At 66.9% G+C, this 25283-nt stretch carries 18 protein-coding genes; 10 read left to right on the forward strand and 8 right to left on the reverse strand.

Going from position 1 to position 25283, the window contains the following annotated elements:
- Window positions 1–22 precede the first annotated feature (22 nt).
- Window positions 23–949 (forward strand): hypothetical protein, encoded by a 927-nt coding sequence (locus AC1PLA_RS03015; RefSeq protein WP_481105567.1) that lies wholly within the window; start codon window positions 23–25, stop codon window positions 947–949.
- Complete coding sequence (locus AC1PLA_RS03020) at window positions 946–1308, forward strand: hypothetical protein (RefSeq protein WP_039531218.1); 363 nt, start codon at window positions 946–948, stop codon at window positions 1306–1308. Before AC1PLA_RS03015 ends, AC1PLA_RS03020 begins: the two co-directional genes overlap by 4 nt.
- Window positions 1309–1577: 269 nt before the next feature.
- Here the strand turns inward: AC1PLA_RS03020 and accC are convergent, their stop codons facing one another.
- The 4 genes from accC to aroQ all read right to left on the reverse strand — a co-directional run bounded on the left by accC (window position 1578) and on the right by aroQ (window position 4419).
- On the reverse strand, window positions 1578–2945 hold the full coding sequence (gene accC / locus AC1PLA_RS03025; RefSeq protein WP_016903366.1) for an acetyl-CoA carboxylase biotin carboxylase subunit: 1368 nt from the start codon (window positions 2943–2945) through the stop codon (window positions 1578–1580).
- Window positions 2935–3312: a four helix bundle protein gene (locus tag AC1PLA_RS03030; protein ID WP_481105568.1), complete on the reverse strand. Its 378-nt coding sequence runs from the start codon at window positions 3310–3312 to the stop codon at window positions 2935–2937. The genes accC and AC1PLA_RS03030 overlap by 11 nt, the downstream gene beginning before the upstream one ends.
- A gap of 77 nt (window positions 3313–3389) precedes the next feature.
- Entirely contained in the window at window positions 3390–3875 is a 486-nt protein-coding gene (gene accB, locus AC1PLA_RS03035; RefSeq protein WP_104570990.1) for an acetyl-CoA carboxylase biotin carboxyl carrier protein, read from the reverse strand.
- A 97-nt stretch (window positions 3876–3972) separates the two neighbouring features.
- Window positions 3973–4419, reverse strand: coding sequence for a type II 3-dehydroquinate dehydratase (aroQ, locus tag AC1PLA_RS03040; protein WP_481105569.1), 447 nt, complete (start codon window positions 4417–4419; stop codon window positions 3973–3975).
- A 725-nt stretch (window positions 4420–5144) separates the two neighbouring features.
- On the opposite strand from aroQ, the gene AC1PLA_RS03045 reads away from it, so the two are divergent.
- Complete coding sequence (locus AC1PLA_RS03045) at window positions 5145–5378, forward strand: hypothetical protein (protein ID WP_481105570.1); 234 nt, start codon at window positions 5145–5147, stop codon at window positions 5376–5378.
- Window positions 5379–5662: 284 nt separating this feature from the next.
- Here the strand turns inward: AC1PLA_RS03045 and AC1PLA_RS03050 are convergent, their stop codons facing one another.
- From AC1PLA_RS03050 to AC1PLA_RS03060, 3 genes are all read right to left on the reverse strand, one after another.
- A complete protein-coding gene (locus tag AC1PLA_RS03050) occupies window positions 5663–7987 on the reverse strand; it encodes a protein-disulfide reductase DsbD family protein (RefSeq protein ID WP_481105571.1) in 2325 nt (774 codons plus the stop codon).
- A 5-nt stretch (window positions 7988–7992) separates the two neighbouring features.
- Window positions 7993–8325: a divalent-cation tolerance protein CutA gene (cutA, locus tag AC1PLA_RS03055; protein WP_024940554.1), complete on the reverse strand. Its 333-nt coding sequence runs from the start codon at window positions 8323–8325 to the stop codon at window positions 7993–7995.
- A 228-nt stretch (window positions 8326–8553) separates the two neighbouring features.
- Window positions 8554–10365, reverse strand: a complete 1812-nt coding sequence (locus tag AC1PLA_RS03060; RefSeq protein ID WP_104596858.1) for an endonuclease — start codon at window positions 10363–10365, stop codon at window positions 8554–8556.
- A 430-nt stretch (window positions 10366–10795) separates the two neighbouring features.
- On the opposite strand from AC1PLA_RS03060, the gene AC1PLA_RS03065 reads away from it, so the two are divergent.
- From AC1PLA_RS03065 to AC1PLA_RS03085, 5 genes are all read left to right on the forward strand, one after another.
- Window positions 10796–11083 (forward strand): co-chaperone GroES, encoded by a 288-nt coding sequence (locus AC1PLA_RS03065; protein ID WP_003483210.1) that lies wholly within the window; start codon window positions 10796–10798, stop codon window positions 11081–11083.
- A 147-nt stretch (window positions 11084–11230) separates the two neighbouring features.
- Window positions 11231–12871: a chaperonin GroEL gene (groL, locus tag AC1PLA_RS03070; protein ID WP_011035771.1), complete on the forward strand. Its 1641-nt coding sequence runs from the start codon at window positions 11231–11233 to the stop codon at window positions 12869–12871.
- A gap of 629 nt (window positions 12872–13500) precedes the next feature.
- A complete protein-coding gene (locus AC1PLA_RS03075; RefSeq protein WP_481105572.1) occupies window positions 13501–16392 on the forward strand; it encodes a TonB-dependent receptor plug domain-containing protein in 2892 nt (963 codons plus the stop codon).
- Between the two features lie 224 nt (window positions 16393–16616).
- Window positions 16617–16826 carry a hypothetical protein gene (locus AC1PLA_RS03080; protein ID WP_126750501.1) on the forward strand — a complete coding sequence of 70 codons (210 nt, stop codon included), beginning with the start codon at window positions 16617–16619 and terminating at the stop codon, window positions 16824–16826.
- A gap of 27 nt (window positions 16827–16853) precedes the next feature.
- Window positions 16854–17927, forward strand: a complete 1074-nt coding sequence (locus AC1PLA_RS03085; RefSeq protein WP_046345560.1) for a 3-deoxy-7-phosphoheptulonate synthase — start codon at window positions 16854–16856, stop codon at window positions 17925–17927.
- Window positions 17928–18364: 437 nt separating this feature from the next.
- Here AC1PLA_RS03085 and AC1PLA_RS03090 read toward each other — a convergent pair whose 3' ends face one another.
- On the reverse strand, window positions 18365–19879 hold the full coding sequence (locus tag AC1PLA_RS03090) for an acetyl-CoA hydrolase/transferase family protein (RefSeq protein WP_039523179.1): 1515 nt from the start codon (window positions 19877–19879) through the stop codon (window positions 18365–18367).
- Window positions 19880–20267: 388 nt separating this feature from the next.
- Here AC1PLA_RS03090 and AC1PLA_RS03095 point away from each other — a divergent pair, with 388 nt between their 5' ends.
- Window positions 20268–22445 carry a translocation/assembly module TamB domain-containing protein gene (locus tag AC1PLA_RS03095; protein ID WP_349779735.1) on the forward strand — a complete coding sequence of 726 codons (2178 nt, stop codon included), beginning with the start codon at window positions 20268–20270 and terminating at the stop codon, window positions 22443–22445.
- Window positions 22446–22649: 204 nt separating this feature from the next.
- Complete coding sequence (locus AC1PLA_RS03100) at window positions 22650–25064, forward strand: hypothetical protein (protein WP_349779734.1); 2415 nt, start codon at window positions 22650–22652, stop codon at window positions 25062–25064.
- The last annotated feature ends 219 nt before the right edge of the window (window positions 25065–25283 follow it).

Genomic DNA, 25283 nt, shown 5'->3' on the forward strand with positions numbered 1-25283 from the left:
CGCAGCAGGGTCGCCGCTGTCCATGCCGCTTGCTCGTGCCCGCCATCTCTGGCTGTTGCTGGCTCCCGTCGCGCTCGCGGCGGCGGCCTGGTGGCATGTGCGCGCGCAACCGGGCGATTCGCCCACCGCCGCGCTGCCGGCGGTTGCAAGCAGTGCCCGTGCCGGCGTGCCGGCAGCGGTGGCGCACGCGCCCGCCGAACGCGGCACTGCCCTGCAGTTGCCGTACCGCGATGCGGTGGACGCGCAGCCTGACCTGTACCGCTATGCGCAGCAATTGCAGCAGCAGGTGCGCGCCGGCAATGCGCAGGCGGGGTGGCGCCTGAGCCGCGTCTACGATTACTGCGCGCCGTATGCGTCCAGCCCGGCCGGTTACGCCGCCGATAGCGCCTGGATCGCCGCGCAACACACGCCCGGCGTGGTGGCGATGCACGCAGCGCGCACGCGCGTGGCGCAACGCTGCGCCGGCTTTGCGCCCAGCGATGGCCTGGGCCCGCGGCTGGTGGCGCAGCAACGGCAGGCGGCCGCGCGTGCAGGCAATCTGGCTGCCGAGGCGGCGTTGCTGGCGCTGGGCGAGCCACTGCAGCGCTCGCCCAGCTACAAGCGCGCGCTGGTGCAACGCGTGCTGGCCTCGCGCGACCCGGAGGCCTACCTGGCGCTGGCGCCGGCGATGGGTGCGCGCGCCAGTGGCGATGACAGCCTCGACGGCTACGTGGCCGGCGATCAGTTCGCCGAGCTGGCCTGGCAGGTGGCTGCATGCCGGCTGGGGCTGGATTGCAGCGCAGACAGCACCCTGGTCACCAGTTATTGCGCCAACGCGGGCATCTGCTCGCGCAACAGCGCACAGGATTTCGTGTCGTTCGTATTCGATGCCGCGGTGCCGCGGCAGGGAGCAGACAGAGTGGATGAGATGGTCGATAGCTTGGTCTCCGAGCCGGGAGCGCAGTCATGAATTACCGTCGCCTGGCGCATGGCGCCAAGTTCTGGTTCTGGGTCGCGTTGTTCGTGGCGTATTCGGCCGCGGCCGTGGGCATCGTGATGATCGACACCGCCGATCATCGCTACCAGCCGCTGTCGGTCAAGTCGACCACGGTCGCCGCCGACGAACAGCAGCGACGGCATGGCGCCAGCCAGGTGGCCGCGGTCTACCGCGCCAGCAGCGCGATGCCGTTTTCGACATTGCCGGCCGGCTCCACCTTCCAGGTGGTGTGGCCGGATGGCTCCACCGAAACCATGACCGTGGTTGACCCGGCCTCCTCCAGCGGCATCGTGCCGGTGCCGGGCAGCCAGCAGCCGGCGCCTCAGCGCTGAGGGACGCAGCGCATCGCGTTCCGATGCGGGCGCGATGCGCATCCGCGCGGACGACTGAAGATCTGCGCCGCGGATCCGGTAGCACCCAGGATCCCGTAGGAGCGCACCTGGGCGCGACGAGGTTCCACCGATAAAGCGCGGTCGCGCCCGGGTGCGCTCCTGCGCACAGGTCGGCTGGCCTGCGTGAGGCACTGCCGGCGCGATGCACCGGAAAAAACGCAACAAGCCCGGTTTCCCGGGCTTGTTGTGTGGTGCACTGGCCGGTGCGATCAGACCAGCGCGATCGACTTGTTCTTGCGCTCGGCCAGGCGCTTTTCCAGATAGTGGATGTTCTGCCCACCGGCCTGGAAGCCCTTGTCGCGCATGATGCGCTGCTGCAGCGGGATGTTGGTCTTGATGCCGTCCACCACCATCTCGCTCAGCGCCACGCGCATGCGCGCGATCGCGGTCTCGCGGTCGGGGCCATGCACGATCAGCTTGCCGATCATCGAGTCGTAGTTCGGCGGCACCTTGTAGCCGGCGTAGATGTGCGTATCCACACGCACGCCCGGGCCGCCGGGCGGATGGAACGCGGTGATCAGGCCCGGATTGGGCATGAAGGTTTCCGGGTCCTCGGCATTGATGCGGCACTCGATCGCATGCCCGCGCAGCACGATGTCGCTCTGCTTGATGGTCAGCTTGCGGCCGGCGGCGATGCGCAACTGCTCGCAGACCAGATCGATGCCGGTGATGCGCTCGGTGACCGGGTGCTCCACCTGGATGCGCGTGTTCATTTCGATGAAGTAGAAACGCCCGTCTTCGAACAGGAACTCGAAGGTACCCGCGCCGCGATAGCCGATGCGGATGCAGGCATCCACGCAGACCTTGCCGATCTCGTTGCGCAGTTCTTCGGTGATGCCCGGGGCCGGCGCTTCTTCCACCACCTTCTGGTGGCGGCGCTGCATCGAGCAATCGCGTTCGCCCAGATGGATCGCACCGCCCTGGCCGTCGGCAAGCACCTGGATTTCCACGTGGCGCGGATTTTCCAGGAACTTCTCCATGTAGACCTGATCGTTGCTGAAGGCGGCCTTGGCTTCGGACTTGGTGGTTTCGATGGCGGCCTTCAACGCGGCCTCCGAATGCACCACGCGCATGCCGCGCCCACCGCCGCCGCCGGCGGCCTTGATGATCACCGGGTAGCCGATTTCGCGCGCCACCTTGGTGTTGGCGACGATGTCGTCGCCCAGCGGGCCGCCCGAACCGGGCACGCACGGCACGCCGGCGGCCTTCATCGCGCGGATCGCCTCCACCTTGTCGCCCATCAGGCGGATGGTGTCGGCCTTGGGGCCGATGAAGATGAAGCCGGATTCTTCCACGCGCTCGGCAAAGTCGGCGTTTTCCGACAGGAAGCCGTAGCCGGGATGGATGGCCTGCGCATCGGTCACCTCGGCCGCGGCGATCAATGCCGGGATGTTGAGGTAACTGTCGCTGGACGCGGCCGGGCCGATACACACCGACTCGTCGGCCATGGCCACGTGCTTGAGGTTGCGGTCGACCGTGGAATGCACCGCGACCGTGCGGATGCCGAGCGTGTGGCACGCGCGCAGGATGCGCAGCGCGATTTCACCTCGGTTGGCGATGACGACTTTATCTAGCATGGGATTGGGGATTCGAAAGTGGGGATTCGTAGAGGGCGCCGGGCTCGCGCAGATGGCGCGATTCGTCCAGCGTGCGGATCAATGCATTGAGCCTGGCAAACGTGCGATTCAAAAGATCCAGGGTTGCCGTATCGGGCGAACCGAACTGCAGCCGTGCGGCAATCTGCAGTTGCGTATCCAGTTCCGCCAGCGAACCCCGCGCCATCGACAGATAACGCAGGTACTCGGCAGTGGAACGCCGCGCGGCGCCTTCGGCGATGTTGGAAGGCACGCTGATCGCAGCGCGCCGCATCTGTGCCGTCCGTCCGAAACGTTCGGAATCAGGAAAGTCGTGACTCAGGCGGTAGATCGCTTCGACAAGCGACATCGCATCGCGCCAGACCATCAGGCGCTCGTGCGGTCGCTCTTGCGAATCCCGAATCACGACTCTCCCATCCCCGCCGCTCAGCTAATCACAAACAACGGCTGATCGAATTCCACTGGCTGGCCGGTCTCGCCGAGGATGGCCACGATGGTGCCGGAAACGTCGGCTTCGATCGGGTTGAACATCTTCATCGCCTCGATGATCGCCAGCGTTTCGCCGGCCTTGACCTGCTGGCCGACGGTGACGAAGGCCGGCTTGTCCGGCGAGGGCGAGGTGTAGAAGGTGCCGACCATCGGCGCGCGCAGCACGTGGCCTTCCGGCAGGGCGGCAGCCTGCTTGGCGCCGCCGGTGGAGGCCTCGGTGGGCGACTGCATCGGCATGCTGGGGGCGGCCGGGGCCTGCGCGGGCGGGGCAGGTGCGTACTGCTGCACCGGCGCGCTCATCACGGTCGTGCCCTTGGGCACGCGCGCCAGACGCACGCTTTCTTCGCCTTCCTTGATCTCGATTTCGGCGAGATTGGATTCTTCGAGCAGGTCGATCAGTTTCTTGATTTTGCGGAGATCCATACGGGCCTCATGAGGTGAATCGGTGGAGGTTGCCGGCGGCTGCCGGCGGAAGGGGGTCAGGCCGTCGGCGCGGGCGCCGGCGTGGGTGAGCGGGATGTCATGCGTCGCGTTCCAGCCGCGCGATCAACGCTTCCAGCGCCAGCCGGTAGCTGTCGGCGCCAAAGCCGCAGATCACGCCGTCGGCCTTGTCGCTGAGATAGCTGTGGTGACGGAACGGCTCGCGCGCATGCGGGTTGGACAGATGGATTTCCACGAACGGCAAGCCCACGCCCAGCAGCGCATCGCGCAGCGCCACCGAGGTGTGGGTGAAGGCGGCCGGGTTGATCAGGATGTAGGCGGTGCCGTCCTCGCGCGCGGCGTGGATGCGCTCCACCAGCACGTGCTCGGCATTGGACTGCAGGCAGGCCAGCGTATGCCCAGCGGCCTGCGCACGGTCCACCAGGGCCGCATCGATCTGCGCCAGCGTGGTGCGCCCGTAGACATCCGGCTCGCGGGTGCCGAGCAGGTTGAGGTTGGGGCCGTGCAACAGCAGCAGGTGGGCCATGACATCCGGGAGAGCGGAAAGGCCGGAAGTCTGCGCGATGTCGCCGATGCTGTCCAGATTGACGAAGTTAGGTCTGTTTTAAACACCTGATTGAAAATCTGGCTTCGCAGGCATTTAAGTGACGTAGGTCGCCGTACGAAAACAGTGGTGTCTCGTCTGCGGCAGGAGTCGCCAGTGAAGGGGAGGGACTGGCTTGATGCACGCGACTTGCAGCCTGATGCCCTGCAATCTGGCACAAGCGACCACATCAGCGGTCCTGTCGAGGTATTCGCCCTGGCAGGCCGTCTGGCTCAGGATGACACGCCTGGCAGTACACTCGCTTCACCGAACGCGGCTGCTTGCCACCTATGCGTTGCCGGTCGTGATGACCTCGGGGATGCGCCTGCTACGCATGGTCATGGCGAGCAGACGTTCCGGGAAAAAGCCAGTTCAGTCGTTGGCTACAGCATTGTGTCTGGGTAGATCGGCTGCATGTTGTCTCGACAATACTGCACGGCTTCAGCGACAGGAGCCACTTGCCCGTGGAAAAAACGAATGCATCAGCTGGCGCCGCGGCAACGCAGCCATGGCGTTTTCTGGCGATCGGCCGCTGATGACGTCGGATAAGAAGCAGGCGCCTGGACCGAGTCCAGGATTGGACGCGGACGTGGCCACGCAAGCAGCTGCGGGAGCATGGCGGACTTCGGATCATGGTGGAGACAGCTGAGATGCGATCCATTCGTCGCATGTTGACGACTCCGTTCGCACGGAAATGGGGTGCGCTCATTGCAGCGAGCACCCTGATCCTGTTGGTGTCCAATCGCGAGCTGGTGTCCGCCGTGCTGTTGATCAACATGGTCGGCATCGATGTGCTGGTGTTGTTCGCCGTCATCCAGCTGCGTCAGCACTGGTCGATGCTCGATGCCTTCGTCATCGCACCATGCCGTTTGAAAATCAGGCAGCTGTTCAAGCCGAAGTGACGGCCGAGGTGTCTGGCTGAAGAGTGTGTGCTTTCGCCGGCTTATTTCGGTTGATCGCCTGCGTGCCCATCCCGACCGCTCTGCATCGGACAATGCGCATCAGTGCCGACCCGGCCCATGCAGCCCACTTGAGCGTCCCGTCGCTCCTGCAATGGATAGGCCACGCCCGTCCCTGCGCCGAGCAACCCTGATCGACGGCTTTGCACACATTGCCTCATGCGGCACACGCGCACGATCGACACACCAAAGACAAAACGCCGCGCTTGCACGTGCGGCGCTTCACTTCACCGCGCCGCGCGCAGCAACGCATCCTCGGTGATCGCGTTGGTCAGCACGGTCGGCAGCACCGCCGGCGGTGCGCCGGGGCCGTAGACCACGTACAGCGGCACGCCGACGGCCTGGTGCTGGTCGAGGAAGGCGCTGATCCTGGGGTCGACGTTGGTCCAGTCGCCTTTCATGTAGACCGCGTCGACGCGGCGTAGCGCGTCGCGGAAGTCGGCGCTGCTCAGCACGTTCTTCTCGTTGGCCTTGCAGGTCACGCACCAGTCGGCGGTCATGTTGACGAACACCACGCGGTTGTCGGCGCGCAGGCGGTCCAGCAACTGCGGCGAGAACGCCACCACGCCCTCGGCGGCAGTGGCGGCCGGCAGGCGCAGGCGGGTGACCCCGACCACCGGCACGATCGCCAGCACCAGCATCACCGCGGCCAGGCCCATGCCGATGCGATGGCTCTTCCAGCGGCTGCGCTCGAAGCAGAACAGGCCCAGCGCCAGCAGGGTGGCGCCGACCAGCATCAGCGCCAGCGCGTCCACGCCGCGCTGCTTGCCCAGCACCCACAGCAGCCAGATCGCAGTGAGATACATCGGGAACGCCAGCACCTGCTTGAGCGTTTCCATCCACGCGCCGGGCGTGGGCAGGCGCCGCGCCAGCGAGGGGATGAAGCCGATCAGCAGGAACGGAAGCGCCAGGCCCAGGCCCAGCGCCAGGAACACCAGCATCGCCAGCAGCGCCGGGGCGGTGAAGGCATACGCCAGTGCGGTGCCCATGAACGGGGCGATGCAGGGGCTGGCCACCACGCAGGCCAGCACGCCGGTGAAGAAATCGCCCAGTGGGCCATTGCGCGCTGCCAGCGACTGGCCGATGCCGCCCAGATTGCTGCCCAGCGTGAACACGCCCGACAGGCTCAGGCCCACCGCAAACATCAGATAGGCCAGCGCCGCGACAAACCACGGCTGCTGCAGCTGGAAGCCCCAGCCGGCCGCCTGGCCGGCCGCGCGCAGGCCGATCACCAGCGCGCCGATTGCCGCAAACGACACCAGCACGCCCAGCGAATACCAGATCGCATGGCTGCGCGCGTGGCTGCGGCTCTCGCCGCTGTGGGCCAGGCCCAGCACCTTCAGCGACAGGATCGGCAGCACACAGGGCATCAGGTTCAACACCAGCCCGCCGAGCAGGGCCAGCACCAGCATCGCCAGCAAGCCCTTGTCGGTGTGTGGCGGCTGGGTGCGCTGCGGATTGTCGGCCGAGGCATCTGCGGCCGGCGCTGCAGTCGCCGCGGGCGTCGGTGCCGGCGCCGGTTCCGCAGGCAGCTGCCCGGCCGGCAGCGGCGAGATCATCAGCGGCGCGGCCTGCGCCTGGTTCTGTGGCGACACCGTGCCGGCGGGCAACTCCAGCGCCACCCGACGGGTCATCGGCGGGTAGCAGATGCCGTCGGTCTGGCAGCCCTGGAAGGTCGCCACCAGGGTCGCCTTGACCGGTTCGGCGTGCTCGCGCAGCAGCGGCAAGGTGACTTCGGCCTGGTCGAAATACACCACCACATCGCCGAAGTGCTCATCGCGGTGCGCCTTGCCCTGCGGCCAGCGCGGCAGCCCGGGACGCACGCCGCCGGCGCCTTCCAGCGCCAGCGAGGTGCGGTCGCGGTAGATGTAGTAGCCGGGCGCGGGGGTGAAGCGCAGCAGCAGGCTGTTGCCGTCGCCGACGATGGCTTCGAAGGTGAAGGCCTGCTCGGCCGGCAGCGGCAGTGCGTCCACGCCGGCGGCCTGGCCGGTGCTGCCGAACAGCCGCGGGCCTGCCGGTGCGCGCGGCACCAGTGCGCCCAGGTTTTCGCGCGGGGTGGCGGGTGTCGCGGCGGGAGCCGAGTCATCGGGCAGGCGCACGCGCAGCTCGCGGCGCTGCGGCGGGTAGCACACGCCGGCGTCGGCGCAGCCCTGGTATTGCACCTGCAGCACGGCGGTCTGCAACCCGACATCGGCCTTGCCGGCCAACCTTGCCTGCAGCTGCTTGCGGTAGGTCTGCACCTGGCCGAAGAACTCGTCGTGCTTGCTCTCGCCTTCCGGCAGCGTCAGCTCGCCGGCGGCAAAGCCTTGCCCGGATTTGACGCTGATGCGGTGGCGATACAGGTAATAGCCCGGCGCGATCTTCCAGCGCAGCGCGATGCTGTCGCGGCTGTCGGCGGTTGCGCTCAGGGTAAAGGCCTGATCCACCGGCAGCAGGTCGGCCTCGGTGACCGCGGCCTGCGCGGGCAGGGGCGCCACCAGCGCCAGCGGCGCGGCGAGCAAGGGTACGGCCAGCAATGCGCAGCGGGCGATCCAGCGGGACAGAGACTTCATGGACGTCAGGATTCCTTGCGGGTTTCGGCCCGGACCCAATCGAGATACGCCGGCAGCCCGGCGCTGGCTTGGACCGCGATCGCCTCCGGCAGTTCATACGGATGCAGCGCCTGCAGCCGCGCGATGGCGTCCGGCAGGCGGTCTTCCCAGGTCTTGATCAACAGCTGCACTTCCTGGCTGCGCTCGATCGCCCCGTTCCAGCGGTACAGCGACTGCACGCCGGGCAGCTGGGTGACGCAGGCGGCCAGGCGCTCGTCGAGCAGCACGCGCGCAATGCGCTCGGCGCTGTCGGCATCCGGGCAGGTGCTGAACAACAGATGGAGGGAAGAGGCGCTCATGTGACCGCGCAGTGTAATCCCCTGTCTGCGGGGGATCGACCGCAGATTCCGGAACAGGGCATTAAGTTCGCTGGGCCTGGCGGCTGGCCGGCGACACCGCGCCTTGGTGGCCGACCATGCGAGGGTGCGATGGCACTGCAGCGGCGTAAGCGGGCGTAGTGCGGGGATGTGGATTGCCGCTGCAGGCCGTCTCCCGGCCCGGCGCCTGGGGCGCCGGGCCGGGCCGGATCAATTGGCCAGCTGGCAGCTGGCCGGCTTGGCCGAGGTGAACAGGCTCGAGGTCGCCCATTCGGGGTGATCCACGAACGGGTTGCGGTTGCCCTGGAAGCTGAAGATCACCTGGTTGCGCGCCCGCTCGGCATCGTCCGGCGGGTCGGCCTGGTGCCAGGCCAGCAGCGTGGACAACAGGCCCATATAGGCCGGCGAAGCCGAGGTCTGCACGATCTTGCTGCGGTCGTCGGTGAGTTCCAGGTCCGGCTCGGACTGCCCGGTGGCCGCGTCGGTACCGCCTTCGTAGCGGATCGCCATGTACATCACCGCACGCGCCATGTCGCCCTTGCGCTTGCCCCACACCTCGAAGGTGCCCCCGTTGCCATCCGGGGTGCGCACCCAGTTGGAATTGCCAGGATAGCGCCCGCTGCCGCCGCCACTGCCGTCGTTGACCTCGGTGACCCGCTCGCCGCAGCTGCTGGTGCAGGCCGCGTAGGGCTTGTTGCCGCGGTCGGCGTTGAAGGCGGTATCGGTCAGATACAGCATGTGGGTATCGGTGTAGGGCGCATACGGCAACCCCTTGTCGCCGCTGGCGCTGCCGAAGCCCAGCGAGTTGGGCCAGGTGTGCTCGCGGTTGTAGGTCAGCCCGCTCCCGGTGCCGGCGCGGTCGCTGCCCTTGGCGTAGCTGCGGTTGCGGTAGGCGTCCAGGATCCGGCCGCTGTTGTTGGGATCCTCGTCGGCCATTTCCAGGATGGTCCAGGTGCTGGTGCCCGAGCCGCTGTACGGATAGACCGTGTGGCCCTTGATCACCGTATGCAGCGAACAGCGCAACTGGCTGGCATTGGCGGTGTTGACCCGCGAGTAGTAACCGGTGCCGCCGCCGCTGGCGGTGGCCACGGTGAAGGCGATGGACTGGTTGGCGGCCGGGCTCAGCCCGCTGGCATCGCGGATGGCGCTGGCGGTGATCGCCAGGGTGCAGCGCTCGCCACCGACCAGGGCGGTGTTGGTGGACAGGCTGAAGCGGGTGCCGCTGGTCGGGTAGCTCAGCGCCACCGTGCCGGAGCTGGCGCAGCTCAGTGCGAACGCGCCGCTGCTCAGCGTCACCGCCTCGCTGAAGCCCACGCTCAGGTCGCCGGCGGCGGGAAAGCCGGTCGCGCCCTGGGTCGGGGTGGTGCTGGTGATCGTCGGTGCTGCGCCGGTCTCGCCGCCACCGCCGCTGCCGTTGAAGCTCTGGCCGCGGTTGCACGCGCCAAAGGTCTGCGCCGACGAGCCGGCCCAGCTGAAGTTGGCCGCGCTGCTGCCGGTGCCGGTCAGTTGCAGCGAACTGCCGACCGCGCTGCTGTTGCTTTCGCTGACCGGCAGGTTCTGGCTGGTGATGCCGGCGGCAGGGCCGCCGCTGGCGGTGATGGCGCCTTCGTAACTGAGGAACTGCACCAGCTGGCCGTTGGGGTCGACCAGCGCCACGCCGTCGTTGGGCCCGTTCTGCACGCCGTTGCTGGCGTAGCCCACCGTGGCCACGCGCACCTGGCTGCCGCAGCTGACCAGGCTGCCGGCCGGCACCGCCGTATTGGCGTAGACCGTCGCCGCGCCCGGTGTGCTGCCGTTGTACAGATAGATGCGGTAGCCGCTCAGCGATTCGCCGGCGGTGGCCACTACTTCCACCCCTTCGCCGCTGTCACCGGAGGCGCCTGCGTCGTCGTAATGCAGTTCGTTGATGAACACCGCCGCGTGGGCGGTGGGGACGGCCAGCGCGAGCGCACAGGCCAGGGGAAGCGTGCAGCTGGGGGACCAGCGCAAGGGGAAAACACGGGCGGGGGACGGCAACCTCATCGACAGCTCCTTGTGATCGGGGAATGCGTGGCCGACTGTAAAACGTGTGCATGACAATCGGTGGAACCTGGTTCCATTTTTAGAGCGGCTGCTCGGCGACTGCTCGGTGCGCACTGCCCGGCGTGCCAGTGGCCTGGTAGCCGGCCTCAGGCGTAGCCGGCTGTTGCGCAGCCCGGTTCTTCCCCAGCTGTTGGTCGCCAGCGGGCAATGCGCGCCAGGTCGTGTCGGCCGCGTCGTGGCCCTGGGACGGAACTGCCCGGCGAAAATTTTTTGCCCCCCAGCCCTTGAAAGCTGGCCACACAGCACAATCTCTGGCCCGCACCCGCTCTGTCGGGTTTTTTCCGCGCGCTGTGCTGGCAGTCGTCACATACGAGTGCTAACATCGCCGATAATTTCCAGACCAATCAATCACTTAAGAGGGTCTTTCTCTATGAGCATCAAGCCGCTTCACGACCGCGTTGTAGTCAAGCCGATCGAAGCCGACGAAGTTTCCGCCGGCGGCATCGTGATCCCGGACTCCGCCAAGGAAAAGTCCACCAAGGGTGAAGTCGTCGCCATCGGCGCCGGCAAGCCCCTGGACAACGGCAGCCTGCGCGCGCCGGTGGTCAAGGTCGGCGACAAGGTCATCTACGGCCAGTACGCCGGCAGCAGCTACAAGTCCGAAGGCGTCGAGTACAAGGTGCTGCGCGAAGACGACATCCTGGCCGTCATCGGCTGATCAGGCGCTATGCGCCGGGAATCGGGAGTTGGGAATCGGGAATGGGCAAAGCGGCTAACGCCCTTCGCCATCCCACCCCGCCCCGATTCACGCTGTTGATCTACCGATTCCCCATTCCCTATTCCCCATTTCCGGAGTTACATACAAATGGCTGCTAAAGACATTCGTTTCGGTGAAGACGCACGTACCCGTATGGTTCGTGGCGTCAACGTGCTTGCCAATGCCGTCAAGGCCACCCTGGGCCCGAAGGGCCGCAACGTCGTGCTCGAGAAGAGCTTCGGCGCGCCGACCATCACCAAGGACGGCGTCTCCGTCGCCAAGGAAATCGAACTGGCTGACAAGTTCGAGAACATGGGCGCGCAGATGGTCAAGGAAGTCGCTTCCAAGACCAACGACAACGCAGGCGACGGCACCACCACCGCCACCGTGCTGGCCCAGGCCCTGATCCGCGAAGGCGCCAAGGCTGTGGCCGCCGGCATGAACCCGATGGACCTCAAGCGCGGTATCGACCAGGCCGTCAAGGCCGCCGTCATCGAGCTGAAGAACATCTCCAAGCCCACCACCGACGACAAGGCGATTGCCCAGGTCGGCACCATCTCGGCCAACTCGGACGAATCGATCGGCAACATCATTGCCGAAGCGATGCAGAAGGTCGGCAAGGAAGGCGTGATCACCGTTGAGGAAGGCTCGGGCCTGGAAAACGAGCTGGACGTGGTCGAGGGCATGCAGTTCGATCGCGGCTACCTGTCCCCGTACTTCATCAACAACCAGCAGAGCCAGTCGGCCGACCTGGACGACCCGTTCATCCTGCTGCACGACAAGAAGATCTCCAACGTGCGCGACCTGCTGCCCGTGCTGGAAGGCGTGGCCAAGGCCGGCAAGCCGTTGCTGATCGTCGCTGAAGAAGTCGAAGGCGAAGCGCTGGCGACCCTGGTGGTCAACACCATCCGTGGCATCGTCAAGGTCGTGGCCGTCAAGGCACCGGGCTTCGGCGACCGTCGCAAGGCGATGCTGGAAGACATGGCCGTGCTGACCGGCGGCACCGTGATCTCCGAGGAAGTGGGTCTGGCGCTGGAGAAGGCCACGATCAAGGACCTGGGCCGTGCCAAGAAGGTGCAGGTCTCCAAGGAGAACACCACCATCATCGACGGCGCCGGCGACTCGGCCACGATCGAAGCCCGCGTTGGCCAGATCAAGACCCAGATCGAAGACACCTCGTCCGATTACGACCGCGAAAAGCTGCAGGAGCGCGTGGCCAAGCTGGCCGGTGGCGTTGCAGTGATCAAGGTCGGCGCGTCGACCGAAATCGAAATGAAGGAAAAGAAGGCCCGCGTCGAAGACGCCCTGCACGCCACCCGTGCAGCCGTCGAAGAAGGCGTGGTCCCGGGCGGCGGTGTGGCCCTGGTGCGTGCGCTGGTGGCCGTCGGTAACCTGACCGGTGCCAACGAAGACCAGACCCACGGCATCCAGATCGCCCTGCGCGCGATGGAAGCCCCGCTGCGCGAGATCGTGGCCAATGCCGGCGAAGAGCCGTCCGTGATCCTGAACAAGGTCAAGGAAGGCACCGGCAACTACGGCTACAACGCGGCCAACGGCGAGTTCGGCGACATGGTCGAGTTCGGCATCCTGGATCCGACCAAGGTCACCCGCTCGGCGCTGCAGAACGCAGCCTCGATCGCCGGCCTGATGATCACCACCGAAGCCATGGTGGCCGATGCACCGAAGAAGGACGAGCCGGCGATGCCGGCCGGCGGTGGCATGGGCGGCATGGGCGGCATGGATTTCTGATCCACGCCACTCGGCTGTTGCAGCAAAAAGGACCCCGCCGAAAGGCGGGGTTTTTTTGTGGGCGATGAGATGGATGCCGCAAGAGGCGGTCGTCGGTTGGTCGTGCGTGATCCACGCAAATCCCATGACCTCGTAGGAGCGCACCTGGGCGCGAAGAGGCTTTACCGGGAATGCCCCAGTCGCGCCCGGGTGCGCTCCTACGCTGCGCAGATGCCACCGGTTCGCGCAATCGGTTAGCGGCCTCGACCTTGTCGAACTCGGCGCTTGCATGGCCACGCAAACCCCATGACCCCGTAGGAGCACACCTGGGCGCGAAGGGGCTTCACCGGGAATGCCCCAGTCGCGCCCGGGTGCGCTCCTACGCGGCGCAGATGCCGGCGGTTCGCGCAATCGGTTCGCGGCCCCAACCGTGTCGACGTGCGTGCCATCGTGTGGATCGCGAACCCCATCACACTTGCATGACAGTGTGTTGACATCGATGTCAGCGCCAACCTAGCGTCGCTGGGCAGGCGCTTGCGCCGAACGGTCGGGGGGCCATCGGACAGGGGGGCGGCGATGCGGTGCATCGCTCGCAGGCGTCGTTGCAGTGGAACGCCATGCCGGCCATGCCGGCCTCTCCCGGGGATCTTATGAACTGCCGCAGCCATCGCCTTGCCTTGTCGATTTCCTTGTCCCTCGCCCTGACCGCCGCCATCGCACCATCGGCGGCGGCCCAGCAGGCCGAGCCGGAGCAACCGCGCACCACCTCCACCCTGGACGCGGTCAGCGTCACTGGCTCGCGCATCAAGCGCGCGCAGGTCGAGGGCGCGCAACCGGTGGTCACCATCTCCGCGCAGCAGATCCAGCAGGAGGGCTTTGCCACCGTCTACGACGTGCTCAACAGCATGAACCAGCAGGGCTCGGTGGAGGCCGACACGCAATGGGGCTCGCATACGCCCAACGCCTCGCCGATCAACCTGCGCGACCTGGGCCCGGGCCGCACCCTGCTGCTGGTCAACGGCCACCGCGTGGCCGACTACCCGCTGCCCTACGGCGGCGAGAGCAACTTTTCCAACTACAGCAACATCCCGTCCGCGGCGGTGGAGCGCATCGACATCCTGACCGGCGGCGCCTCGGCGATCTACGGCTCGGACGCGGTGGCCGGCGTGGTCAACGTGATCCTCAAGCGCGATTACCAGGGCGACCAGGTACGGCTGCGCGGCGGCACTGCCACCGAAGGCGGCCGCGACAGCTTCGACGTGTCCTGGGCCGGCGGGCGCACCGGCGAGAACTGGAGCCTGACCTACGCGCTGCAGGCCACCCGGCGCGATCCGTTGAGCGGGCGCGATCGCCCCGAGATGGACGATTCCGACGACATGGCCTATTCCAACTGGACCGGGCAGAACCGCCGCTACGGCTTCAACCCGTTCACCGGCCTGAGCCTGGTCGATGCCAATACCAACGAACGCCTCGCACCGCCCGCCGGCACCTGCGCGCGCTTCGGCGGCGAATTCATCGACGGGCAGCGGCTGAGCTACAACCAGAACACCGGGGCGGTCACCAACGCCGGCGATTACTGCGGCGTGGCCCGCGACTACGGTGACTGGGGGCTGGTCACCGGCAGCGAGGACTACTCGGCCTATCTCTACGGCACCTGGAAGTTCGGCGAGCACACCGAAGCCTGGGCCACGCTGTCGGCCAACCGCAGTATCGGCCGCTGGACCTACGACCCGCCGTACGTGTATCTGGGCCCGTTCCAGGACGCCGACACCGGCCGCTCGCTGTATGCGATCCGGCAGCTCACCCGGCGCGAGGCCGGTGGTTGGGACCGGCTGGCCAACTACAACAAGGAGCAGTCCTGGGACCTGAGCGCCGGCTTGCGTGGCGTGTGGGCCGACCGCTTCGACTGGGAGCTGAGCGTGGGCCGCTCGCGCTACACAGTGGACGAATACGTACGCACCGTGGACACCGCCCGCGCCACCGATTATTTCCTCGGCAGCCCCACCGGCACCGCCGCCGACGGCACGCCGATCTATGCGATCAACCAGGCGCGCCTGTATGCGCCGCTGTCCTCGAGCGAGTACGACGAGCTGGTCGCCAAATCGCATAACTCAGCGTATTCGTGGGTGAACCAGGCCAGCTTCAGCCTGAGCGGCGATCTGGTGCAGGGCTGGGCCGGGCCGATCCGCTTCGCCACCGTGGCCGAAGTCGCCAAGCAGGGCTACCAGCTGTCGCCCGACCCCTGCGCCAACGAGTGCTATCCGGTCGATGTGGTGGACAGTGGCGGCGGCGAGCGCATGCGCAGTTCGGCCGGGCTGGAATTGCAGATTCCGCTGCTGTCGACGCTGAGCGCCAATGTCGCCGGCCGCTACGATCGCTACGGCAGTTACCGTTCTTCGGCGGCGATTCCGACCGATGTCGGCACCCAAAGCGACACCACCTGGAGCGCGGGTCTGGAATGGCGCCCGGTCGAGAGCCTGTTGTTGCGCAGCACGCTGGCCACCAGCTTCCGCGCGCCGGACATGCATTACGTGCTCGGCGAACCCAGCTCCACCAACCAGACCGTGATCGACCAGTACCGCTGCATCGCCACCGGCGCGTATCTCACCGGCGGCTGCAACGACGAGAACAGCAACATCTACTACACCGTGGACGTGAACCGTCGCGGCACGCCGGATCTGCGCTCGGAAACCGGCCGCTCGTTCACTGGCGGGGTGGTGTGGGACATCGTGCAGGGCCTGTCGCTGAGCGTGGATTACTACCGCATCGAGCTGGAGGAAATGATCAAGGATCTGGACCGCGACGAGATCCTGTCGGCCGAAGCCGGCTGCCGCACCGGCACCACCATCAGCGGCGGCGCCTGGAACAATCCCGGCGGCGCCGGCTACTGCGACACCATCACCTCGCGCGTGCTGCGCAACGCCGACGGCACCATCGCCAGCATCGAGCGTGGCCCGATCAACCTGGCGCAGATGGAAACCTCGGGCATCGATGCCTCGCTGAAATACCGGCTTGCCACCGCGGGTTGGGGCAACTTCCAGTTGTCGCTGGACTACAACAACCTGCTGGCCTATCGCGAGCAGATCTACCGCACCGACAGCGATGAAAACCGCCGCGACGAACGCGTGCGCAGCCGTGTGCGGGGCAGCGTGCATTGGGACAACGGCGGCGCCTGGGACTGGACGGTGTACTTCCGCCGGCTCGGCTCCATGCGCGCGGTCAACTGGGGCACCTGCGAGCGCTTCGACGACGGCTACCAACCCAGTGCCTCGGACGCATGCGTGGTCACCGACACCGCCAACGTGCATCTGGGCGAGAGCAGCAAGCGCTACTTCGGCCGCGTCGGCCCGGCGATCTACTGGAACCTCAGCACCGGCTACAGGATCACCGACCACGCCAAGGTCAACTTCTACGTCAACAACGTGTTCAACGAAGTGGGCTACGAGAACAAGGAGCGCTTCTACGGTTACGGCTTCTACAACACCACCTTGTTCAACCCGATCGGCCGCGAAGTGGCGGCGGAATATGTGTTTACGTTCTGATTGAAGGTGCTGGCCGCATCGCACGTCACGGCATAGCGCCGTGGCGTGCGATGCATCGTCGATGGCACCTGCGCAGGCAAGCCGTGCTCGATCCCGGCCTGCCAACGCGCGCGTGGTAATGCCGCGTATCGGTTCGCGCAGCTTGTCGTGTGCCGCGGTGGTCGGCGCGACACATGCGGCTTGCAGGCACCCTGCGGGAGCACCGCTGCAACGTTCCGTTGCCGATGAAACAGTGGCAACGGCCAAACGTGCGTGGTATCAATGCACTCAATGAACGCACCCCGCAGCCAGTTTTACTTTTGGTACTACGGTTTTCCGATGCCGCTGGCGGAGGACGGATTGCGCTCACCCTGAAGAAATCTTCAGCAGCATTCCCGAAAAGCCGCCAGCGCACACTGGCGGCTTTTTTGTTGCCGCCGCGCCTGGCTCCCTGATGCAACACCGCCCACCGAGACACTGTTATGCCGCCTGTGACCGATGACCTGCGTATCCGCAAGATCGAAGCCCTTGCCCCTCCCTCGCAGCTGCTGTCGCTGCTGCCCTGCGACGAGCGCGCCTCCGAGACCGTGACCAATTCGCGTGCCGCGCTGCACGAAATCCTGCATGGCCGTGACGACCGCCTGGCGGTGGTGATCGGGCCCTGCTCGATCCACGATCCGGTCGCAGCGATGGACTACGCGCACCGCCTGCGCCCGCTGCGCGAGCAATTCGGCGATGCGCTGGAGATCGTCATGCGGGTGTACTTCGAAAAGCCGCGCACCACCATCGGCTGGAAGGGCCTGATCAACGATCCGGATCTGGACGGCAGCTTCCAGATCAACAAGGGCCTGCGGGTGGCGCGCGGTCTGCTGCGCGACATCAACAACCTCGGCCTGCCGGCCGGTGTGGAATTCCTCGACATCATCTCGCCGCAGTACATCGCCGACCTGGTGGCCTGGGGCGCGATCGGCGCGCGCACCACCGAAAGCCAGGTGCATCGCGAAATGGCCTCGGGCCTGTCGTGCCCGGTGGGCTTCAAGAACGGCACCGGCGGCGACGTCAAGATTGCGGTGGACGCGGTGGGTGCGGCCTCGCACCCGCATCATTTCCTGGCCGTGACCAAGGACGGCCACACCGCGGTGGCCGCGACCGCAGGCAACCCGGATTGCCACGTGATCCTGCGCGGCGGCAAGCAGCCCAACTTCGACGCGGCCAATGTGGAAGCGGCCAGCCAAGTGCTCAACACGTCCGGCTTGCCGGCGCGCCTGATGATCGACGCCAGCCACGCCAACAGCGGCAAGAACCCCGAGAACCAGCCCAAGGTCATCGACGACATCGCCACGCAGCTGGAAGGCGGCGAGACCCGCATCGTCGGCGTCATGGTGGAGAGCCACCTGGTCGGCGGACGCCAGGAGCTGGTGCCGGGTTGCGCACTGACCTACGGCCAGAGCATCACCGACGGCTGCCTGGGGTGGGACGCCTCGGTGCAGGTGCTCGAGCGCCTAGCGACGGCCGTACGCGCACGTCGCGCAAGGCGGGTTGCCGAAGCTGCGTGATCGGCGAGGCGGTGGGGTGAGAACACGAGGCTTCGCGCGTAACCTCATCCAGCGCTGCGCGCCACCTTCTCTCGCCGGGAGAAGGGAGAAGCCCCTCTCGAGCAGCCTGGCAATGAACACAAGCGCGCGCGTGCTGATGGCCGCTCCAGAACGAGAACGCCGGGCCGGCGCAGGGAGCCGGCCCGACGGATTGGACACCACCCAGTGGTGACCCGTCGCGCCCAGCGGCAGGAGGGGGAGAGAGCCGTCCTGCCGCCGAATGCGAGCGGGCAGGAACGTTATCCGCCACATCCGTGACATCGCGATGTCGCAGCATGTCGATGCCAGCAATGAAGTTCGCGAAGCGTTAAACACCGGCATGACGGCCGTGCTCCGATCTCTCCAGCAACACCGTCACGCTGCGCTACAACCGCCGATTCCCGATTCCCGATTCCCGCTCACCCCAACATATCCCCCGTCTCCAACCAGCGCTGATGCCACGACAGCGCCTCGGTCAGCAGATGCGGGGTGTGCTTGCCATAGCTGTCGCGATTGGCGCGCGCCACATAATCTTCCAGCGCATCGCGGTAGCGCGGGTGTACGCAGTGATCGAGCAACTGGCGTGCGCGTTGCTTGGGTGTGAGGCCGCGTAGATCGGCCAGGCCTTGTTCGGTGACGATCACCGAGACATCGTGTTCGGTGTGATCGACATGGCTGACCATCGGCACGATCGACGAGATGCTGCCGGCCTTGGCGATGCTGGGGCTCAGGAAGATCGACAGGAAGCCGTTGCGGGCAAAGTCGCCGGAACCACCGATGCCGTTCATGATGCGGCTGCCCATCACGTGGGTGGAATTGACGTTGCCGTACAGGTCGGCCTCGATCATGCCGTTCATGCCGATGCAGCCGAGCCGGCGCACCAGCTCCGGATGATTGGAAATCTCCTGCGTGCGCATGATGATGCGCTGCCGGTAGAAATCGATATTGCGCTTGAACTCCTCGTTGCCCTCCGGGCTGAGCGCAAAACCGGTGCACGAGGCGTAGCGCAGCACGCCATCGCGCAGCAGCGCGAGCATGCCGTCCTGGATCACTTCGGTGAACGCTTCCAGGTCGCGGAAGCCGCTGCGTGCAAGCCCCGCCAGCACCGCATTGGGAATATTGCCCACGCCCGATTGCAGCGGCAGCAGGCTGGCCGGCAGCCGGCCCTTGTCCACTTCATGGCGCAGGAACGCGATCAGGTGCTCGGCGATGCGTTCGCTGCTGTCGTCGGCGGCAGCGAACGGGCTGTTGCGGTCCGGGCCATGCGTACGCACCACTGCCACGATCTTGTCCGGATCGCAGCGCAGGCTAGGCTCGCCGATGCGGTCGTCGCCGTGGATCAACGGGATCGGCTTGCGCTGCGGCGGCAGCGCAGTGCCGTAGTACACGTCGTGCATGCCATCCAGGCCGGCCGGCTGCCAGTCGTTGACTTCGATGATCACCTTGCTGGCCAGGTCCAGCCAGGTCTTGTTGTTGCCGATCGAGGTGGACGGCACCAGGCTGCCGTCGGCGCGGATCGCCGAGACTTCCACCACGGCAGTGTCGATCTGCCCGTAGAAGCCGAACCACACGTGCTGGGCGACGTGGCTGAGATGGATGTCGATATAGTCCAGCGTGCCGGCGTTGATGCGTTGGCGCGCGTCCGGGTCGGACTGGAACGGCATGCGCATGGCGATGCCGTCGGCCTTGGCCAGCGCGCCGTCCAGTTCCGGCGCGGTGGATGCGCCGGTCATCAGCTTGATCTGGAATGGCTGGCCCTGCAGATGCGCCGCTTCGATGCGCTGTGCCAACGCCATCGGCACCGCCTTGGGGTAACCGGAGCCGGTGAAGCCGCTCATCGCCACGGTCTCGCCGGGCTGGATCAATGCGGCAGCGGCCTCGGCAGAAACCAGGCGCTCGCGCAGCGGCGCGTACAGGATGCGTTCGTCGGACATGGGTGGCACAGCGGGACAGGGGACTGCCATTATCGCCGCTGCATGCGTCGGCCGCGCTGCGACCATGGTGCAATGCACCGGTGCAGATGGCCTCAACTGCGTGCGAAGCGGACTGTTGCGTGGCAGGTCGGTTGGGGCAATACATTGACGCCTCACCCGCCTTCGTTTCTGCGTATGGAGCCTGGCGTTGGCGTTGCCGCTGGCAGGCCTGCGGTTGCCTGGTGAGCGCCTGCCGGCAAGCCCTGTGCACTGCTGCGCTGTGGCACTAATCGTCAGCGCATCCCCAGCTCCCGCGCAGCGGATGCGGTGACGCGCCAGCGGCTATGTTCACGCCTCGCCGCCAGCGCAACCGGGATAGTGGCGGCAGACTCGACTTCTGCCTGCGCCCATGTCCTCTCTTCGCGACCGCTTCCAGCGCTGGCCCCGGCCATGGCGTATCGCAGTGGTCGTGCTGGTGGCGCTGTATGCGCTGTATCTGCTGGCCGGCAACCTGTTTCTCAACACGCCGTTGTTCGATGCGGTCACCAATCGGCAGCCGCATAAATTCACCATGCAGACCGGCCCGGCACTGACCGTGTTTCCGGGGCAGGTGATGGCCTGGAACGTGCGCATGCGCGGGCAGGCCAACCGCACCGTGTACGTGTTTCACGCCGACCGCGCCAATGCGCGCGTGGCCTTGCTGCCGCTGTTGCGGCGCGAGGTGCGCCTGCCCTGGCTGCATGCCACCGGCCTGGAAGCGGAAGTGGAAACCTCCGACACGCCGATTCCACCACCGCCGCGCGGCGATCAGGGCTGGACGCTGCGTTTCGATGCGATCACCAGCAGCAGCATCCGCAGTGCGCGCCTGGGCAAGCTGCTGATCGCCGGGCAGGGCCACGGCAGCGTCGGCTTCCTCAAGCAGCTCAAGGGCGGCCCGTCGGAGCTGTTTCCCTCCGAAGCGGGTTTTCGCGATGCGGTGGTCAGCTATGACGGGGTGCAGGTGTTCAATGGCGCGCAGCTGGATGCGCAATTCCAGTTTCCGCGCCACTACCGCGACCAGGCGCCGGGCCTGCGCAAGCTCGGCATCACCCACGCGCGCCTGCAGCTGAAGGCGGCGACCGTGGCGTTGAAGATCGACACCGGCGCGCCGCACGTGGACATCCGCAGCGGGCCGTCCGCGGCGCGGGTGGAGGCCGACATCACGCTGGATCGCGGCACCCTGCAGGAGGGCAGCCATGCGGTCTGGCGTCTGCCGTTGATGGCCGGCGTCGGCGCGACCGACCGCGGCATGCTGGCGCTGCAGCTGGACGTGGCGCGCGACATCCGTGTGCAGGCACGCCTGCCGCGCGACGAGAAGACGGGCAGCGAACTGCAGGCCGATCTGCGCATCGCCGGGCGCAGCATTCCCTTGCAGGATCCTGCGCAGGTGCTGCCGCGCCTGTCCGGGCAGGTGCGTGGGCGCTGGCAGTTCGAATCGCTGAACTGGATTGCCGAGCTGTTCGTGCGCAAGCCCTGGTTCCAGCTCGCAGGCGGCGGCCTGGTCGAGGCCGATCTGCGCTTGGCGCAGGGGCGGCTCGCCAGCGGCAGCAGCCTGGAGATTCCGCGTGTGGAGGCGGTGGCGCAGGTGTTCGATACGCGGCTGGCCGGTATCGCCAAAGCGCATGGACGCATCGACGATGCCGCCACGCCGCAGGCGCATCTGGAGGTGAGCATCCCCACCTTCAAGGCCGCACCGCGCGATGCGCCCAGGCAGATCCTGCTGGACGGCCGCGATCTGCAGTTGGCCATGCATGGCGATGCCGAACTGGCGCGCCTGCGCGACACGCTCAAGGCGCAGCTGCGTTTCAGCGATGCGCGCGTTCCCGATCTCACCGTCTACAACCGGTACCTGCCGGGCAAGAACGTGCGCCTGCTCGGCGGCAGCGGCAGCCTGACCGGCGATGTGGCGCTCAATGCCGCTGGCGATGTGGGCAGCGGTCACGCCAACCTGCGCGGGCAGGGCGCGCATTTGGCGCTGGCCGGCGTGCAGATGCGTGGCGATGCCGAATTGCAGGCGCAGCTGCAGCGTGCCGATTTCAAGAACAAGTTCTTTGACCTCAGCGGCACGCGCATACGCCTGCGCAATATGCGTGTGGGCAACGACAGCAGCGATGCCAACTGGTGGGGGCAGATGCAGGTGGGTGCCGGCACCATCCAGGCCAGCGCACCGTTCCAGGTGGATGCCGATGCGGCGATCCGCATGCGCGATGTCGCGCCGCTGCTGTCGGTGTTTGCGCAACGTGCCGATTATCCGCGCTGGGTACTGGGCTTGCTGGATTCGGGCGAGCTCGACGCCACCGGCAGGGTGCGTTGGCGCAAGCAGCAGTTGCTGATCGACGACCTGCATGCGGAGAATGCGCGGCTGTCGCTGCGTGCAAGGCTGGCCTTGAACGATGAGCAGCGGCGCGGCGATCTGTATCTGCGCTGGGGCGTGCTGGGCGCCGGGATCGAACTCGATGGCAAGCAGCGCCAGTGGCATCTGGCCGGCGCGCGCGAGTGGTACGACGCGCAGCCGGGGTTGTTGCCGGCGGTATCGAAGGCGAAGTAAGCGGTTCGGGGTCTGAGGCTTGCGTAAAGCGGCCAGCTTTGCCGTCTTCGACGAGGCGTGCGCGCACTGCCTGGCGTGTAGGACATCCACTGCACACCGGGCAGCCTGCCGTTGCCCAGCCGCAATCGCCGCTGCGCACCGCGCTCACGGTTTCCTTGGCACACTGCGCCACGCCGCGTGCGCGGTCTTCAGGAGCCTGCCGTCATGACGATGCCTGTTCGCGCCCGCTGGCAAACCTTGCCCCGCCTGGTGCGTTGGCCGTTGCTGGCGTTATTGGTGGTGTACGCAAGCTATCTGCTGCTCGGCAACCTGTTGCTCAACACGCCACTCGGGCCGGCCGCGCTCAATCGCAAGCCGGACAGGTTCACCATGCACTGGGGCCCGGCAGTGACCTGGTGGCCGGGCCGGCTGACGCTGTGGAAGGTGGAGTTGCAAGGCCGCTCCACACGCACCCGCTGGAACGTCAGCGCGCAGCGCATGAGCGGGCAGGTGCAGCTGTTGCCGTTGCTGCATCGGCAGTTGCTGGTGCCGGAGCTGCATGCGCACGGGGTGCGCGGCGGCATGCAGGCGGCTGTACCCACAGCCGTTACCGTGGCGACGCCAGCACCGGCGACAGCGCCGAACACGCAGGTGGCTGCCGCGCCAGCGGCTGACGCAGCCGGTACGCCGCCGCCAACGACCGCGCAGGACAAGCCACCCGCACGCACCCCAGACGTCGCGGCGAGCACGCAGCCGCCCGCACGGACGACCGGCGCAGCCGCCCGCGTGCCGCCATCCTCTGGGGTCGCCAATGCCGCTGGCGCACCCGCAGGTCCCGCATCGACCGCTCCGGCCTGGACCCTGCAGTTCGACCGCATCGTCGCCGATCAAGTGCAGGCAGTGACGCTGCGTCAGCTGCGGATCGAAGGCGATGGTCAGCTGCAGCTCGGCCTGTTCAAGCAGTTGCGTGGCGGGCCGATGGAAGTGTTTCCCTCGCAGGCGAGCTTCGACAACGCACGCATGCGCTGGGGTGACAGCGAAGTGCTGCGCAACGGCCAGCTGCGCATCGAAGCCAGCATCGCGCGGCATGCGCCGGAGCAGGCACGTGGGCTGGCCATGCTGCAGCTTGCCGATGCGCAGGTGAGCGTGCATGGCGACACTGCGGCACTGGATGTCGTACGCAATGCGCAGGGGCGCCACACGCTCGCCACACGCGCCGGCACCGGGCGTGCGGATGGGCAGTTGCGCTGGATACGTGGCGCCTTGCAGCCCGGCAGCCAGCTGCAATGGCGCGCACCCCTGCACGACAGCACGCGCACGCCGGCCGCCCTGCTGGGCGAGCTTGCAGCGCAACTGCAGGTGGATCAGGACATGCGCCTGCAGGTGAGCATGCCCGAGCCGGCCGATGCCGGGCTGACCCTGGATGCGGATCTGCGCGTGCAAGGCCGGCAGCTGCCGCTGCAATCGATGCGCAGCCTGCTGCCGCGTACCTCCGGGCATGCGCGCCTGCACTGGCAACTGTCCTCGCTGAGCTGGATTCCGGCGCTGTTCCCGGACGTGGACTGGCTGACGCTGGACGGCGACGGGCTGGTGGATGCGGATCTGCGCATCGATCGCGGCCAGCTCGGTGCCGGCAGTCGCCTGCAGGTGCCGCACGTGCGTGCGCATGTCGGCGTGATGGGGCATGCGATCGATGGGCAGGCCAGCGCCGACCTGCGGGTGAGCGCCGATGCGAACGGGCAGCTGCTGCCGGCACTTGCCTTGCAGATGCAGCAGTTCTCCATTGCGCACACCGATGCGCCCACGCGTCCATTCGTGCAGGGCAGGGATCTGCGTCTGGATCTGCAGACGCGCGCCGATGCACGCAATCTGGCCACGCTGCGTGACGCCACGCGCGCGCATCTGGTGTTCGCCAATGCGCGCGTGCCGGATCTGCGTGCCTACAACCGCTATCTGCCGCAGCAGCAACTGCGTTTCGATGGCGGCAATGGTGTGCTCAGTGGCGATCTGCAGATCGAACCCGGTGGGCGTATCGGTAAGGGCGGCCTGCGTATCGGTGCACGTGCGGCGCGGCTGCAGTTTGCCGGCCTGGCACTGCGTGGCGATGTGGATGCGGATCTGCGCTTGCAGCGCGGCGATCTGCGTGCGGAAAACTTTCGCCTCGACGCCAGCACCATCCAGCTGCGCAATATCGGATTCACCGGGCCGGATGGTCAGCGCCGCGATGGCTGGTGGGCGCGCATCGTGCTGGAAGACACCCGCATGCAATGGCACCAGCCGGTCGGCGTGGATGGACGCGTGCGCATCCAGGTGCGCGATCTGGCGTTCCTGATGGCGCTGTACGCGCGCGACCGTTCGATTCCGAACTGGATGCTGCGGCTGGTGGATGCAGGCCAGGCGCAGGTGACCGGGCGCGTGCATTGGCAGGGCGACACCGTCATCGTCGATCGCTTGCAGGCGCGCAACCAACGCTTCCAGGTGGATGCGCGCCTGCGTTTGCAGGGCAGCCAACGCAGCGGCAGTCTGCTCGCGCGCTGGGGCATGTTGAGCGCGGCGGTGGGGTTGCGCGGCCAGACCCCGGAATGGCATCTGCTGCGTGCACCGGAGTGGTACCAGGCCCAGCCCGATCTGCTGCGCTGAGGTCGTCGCGCGCCAGTGCGGTGTGAAGGAAAAAGCGCCAGTTCTGTACTGCCTGGTGTTGTTTTGCAGTGCAGCGTGCAAGTGGCGTTCGGGGCGCGCACTATGATCCTGCATCCCGACGTGGGGGAGGGAGCAAAGCCCGCTGGCAGTTCGCTGCAAGCGGGCTTTTTTATTGCCTGAAGCTTGGCCAGTCAAGCCACTTGGCCTCCGCTCAGCGCG

It is taken from the genome of Xanthomonas sp. NCPPB 1826 (genome assembly GCF_056725285.1).

Coding starts and splice junctions, on each gene's coding strand:
- AC1PLA_RS03015 (WP_481105567.1), top strand. CDS start 23: ATGCCGCTTGCTCGTGCCCGCCATCTCTGGCTGTTGCTGGCTCCCGTC.
- AC1PLA_RS03050 (WP_481105571.1), bottom strand. CDS start 7,987: ATGAAGTCTCTGTCCCGCTGGATCGCCCGCTGCGCATTGCTGGCCGTA.
- AC1PLA_RS03085 (WP_046345560.1), top strand. CDS start 16,854: ATGCCGCCTGTGACCGATGACCTGCGTATCCGCAAGATCGAAGCCCTT.
- aroQ (WP_481105569.1), bottom strand. CDS start 4,419: ATGGCCCACCTGCTGCTGTTGCACGGCCCCAACCTCAACCTGCTCGGC.
- AC1PLA_RS03065 (WP_003483210.1), top strand. CDS start 10,796: ATGAGCATCAAGCCGCTTCACGACCGCGTTGTAGTCAAGCCGATCGAA.
- AC1PLA_RS03095 (WP_349779735.1), top strand. CDS start 20,268: ATGTCCTCTCTTCGCGACCGCTTCCAGCGCTGGCCCCGGCCATGGCGT.
- accB (WP_104570990.1), bottom strand. CDS start 3,875: ATGGATCTCCGCAAAATCAAGAAACTGATCGACCTGCTCGAAGAATCC.
- groL (WP_011035771.1), top strand. CDS start 11,231: ATGGCTGCTAAAGACATTCGTTTCGGTGAAGACGCACGTACCCGTATG.
- AC1PLA_RS03080 (WP_126750501.1), top strand. CDS start 16,617: ATGAAACAGTGGCAACGGCCAAACGTGCGTGGTATCAATGCACTCAAT.
- AC1PLA_RS03060 (WP_104596858.1), bottom strand. CDS start 10,365: ATGAGGTTGCCGTCCCCCGCCCGTGTTTTCCCCTTGCGCTGGTCCCCC.
- accC (WP_016903366.1), bottom strand. CDS start 2,945: ATGCTAGATAAAGTCGTCATCGCCAACCGAGGTGAAATCGCGCTGCGC.
- AC1PLA_RS03030 (WP_481105568.1), bottom strand. CDS start 3,312: ATGTCGCTTGTCGAAGCGATCTACCGCCTGAGTCACGACTTTCCTGAT.
- AC1PLA_RS03090 (WP_039523179.1), bottom strand. CDS start 19,879: ATGTCCGACGAACGCATCCTGTACGCGCCGCTGCGCGAGCGCCTGGTT.
- AC1PLA_RS03045 (WP_481105570.1), top strand. CDS start 5,145: ATGTTGACGACTCCGTTCGCACGGAAATGGGGTGCGCTCATTGCAGCG.
- cutA (WP_024940554.1), bottom strand. CDS start 8,325: ATGAGCGCCTCTTCCCTCCATCTGTTGTTCAGCACCTGCCCGGATGCC.
- AC1PLA_RS03020 (WP_039531218.1), top strand. CDS start 946: ATGAATTACCGTCGCCTGGCGCATGGCGCCAAGTTCTGGTTCTGGGTC.
- AC1PLA_RS03075 (WP_481105572.1), top strand. CDS start 13,501: ATGAACTGCCGCAGCCATCGCCTTGCCTTGTCGATTTCCTTGTCCCTC.
- AC1PLA_RS03100 (WP_349779734.1), top strand. CDS start 22,650: ATGACGATGCCTGTTCGCGCCCGCTGGCAAACCTTGCCCCGCCTGGTG.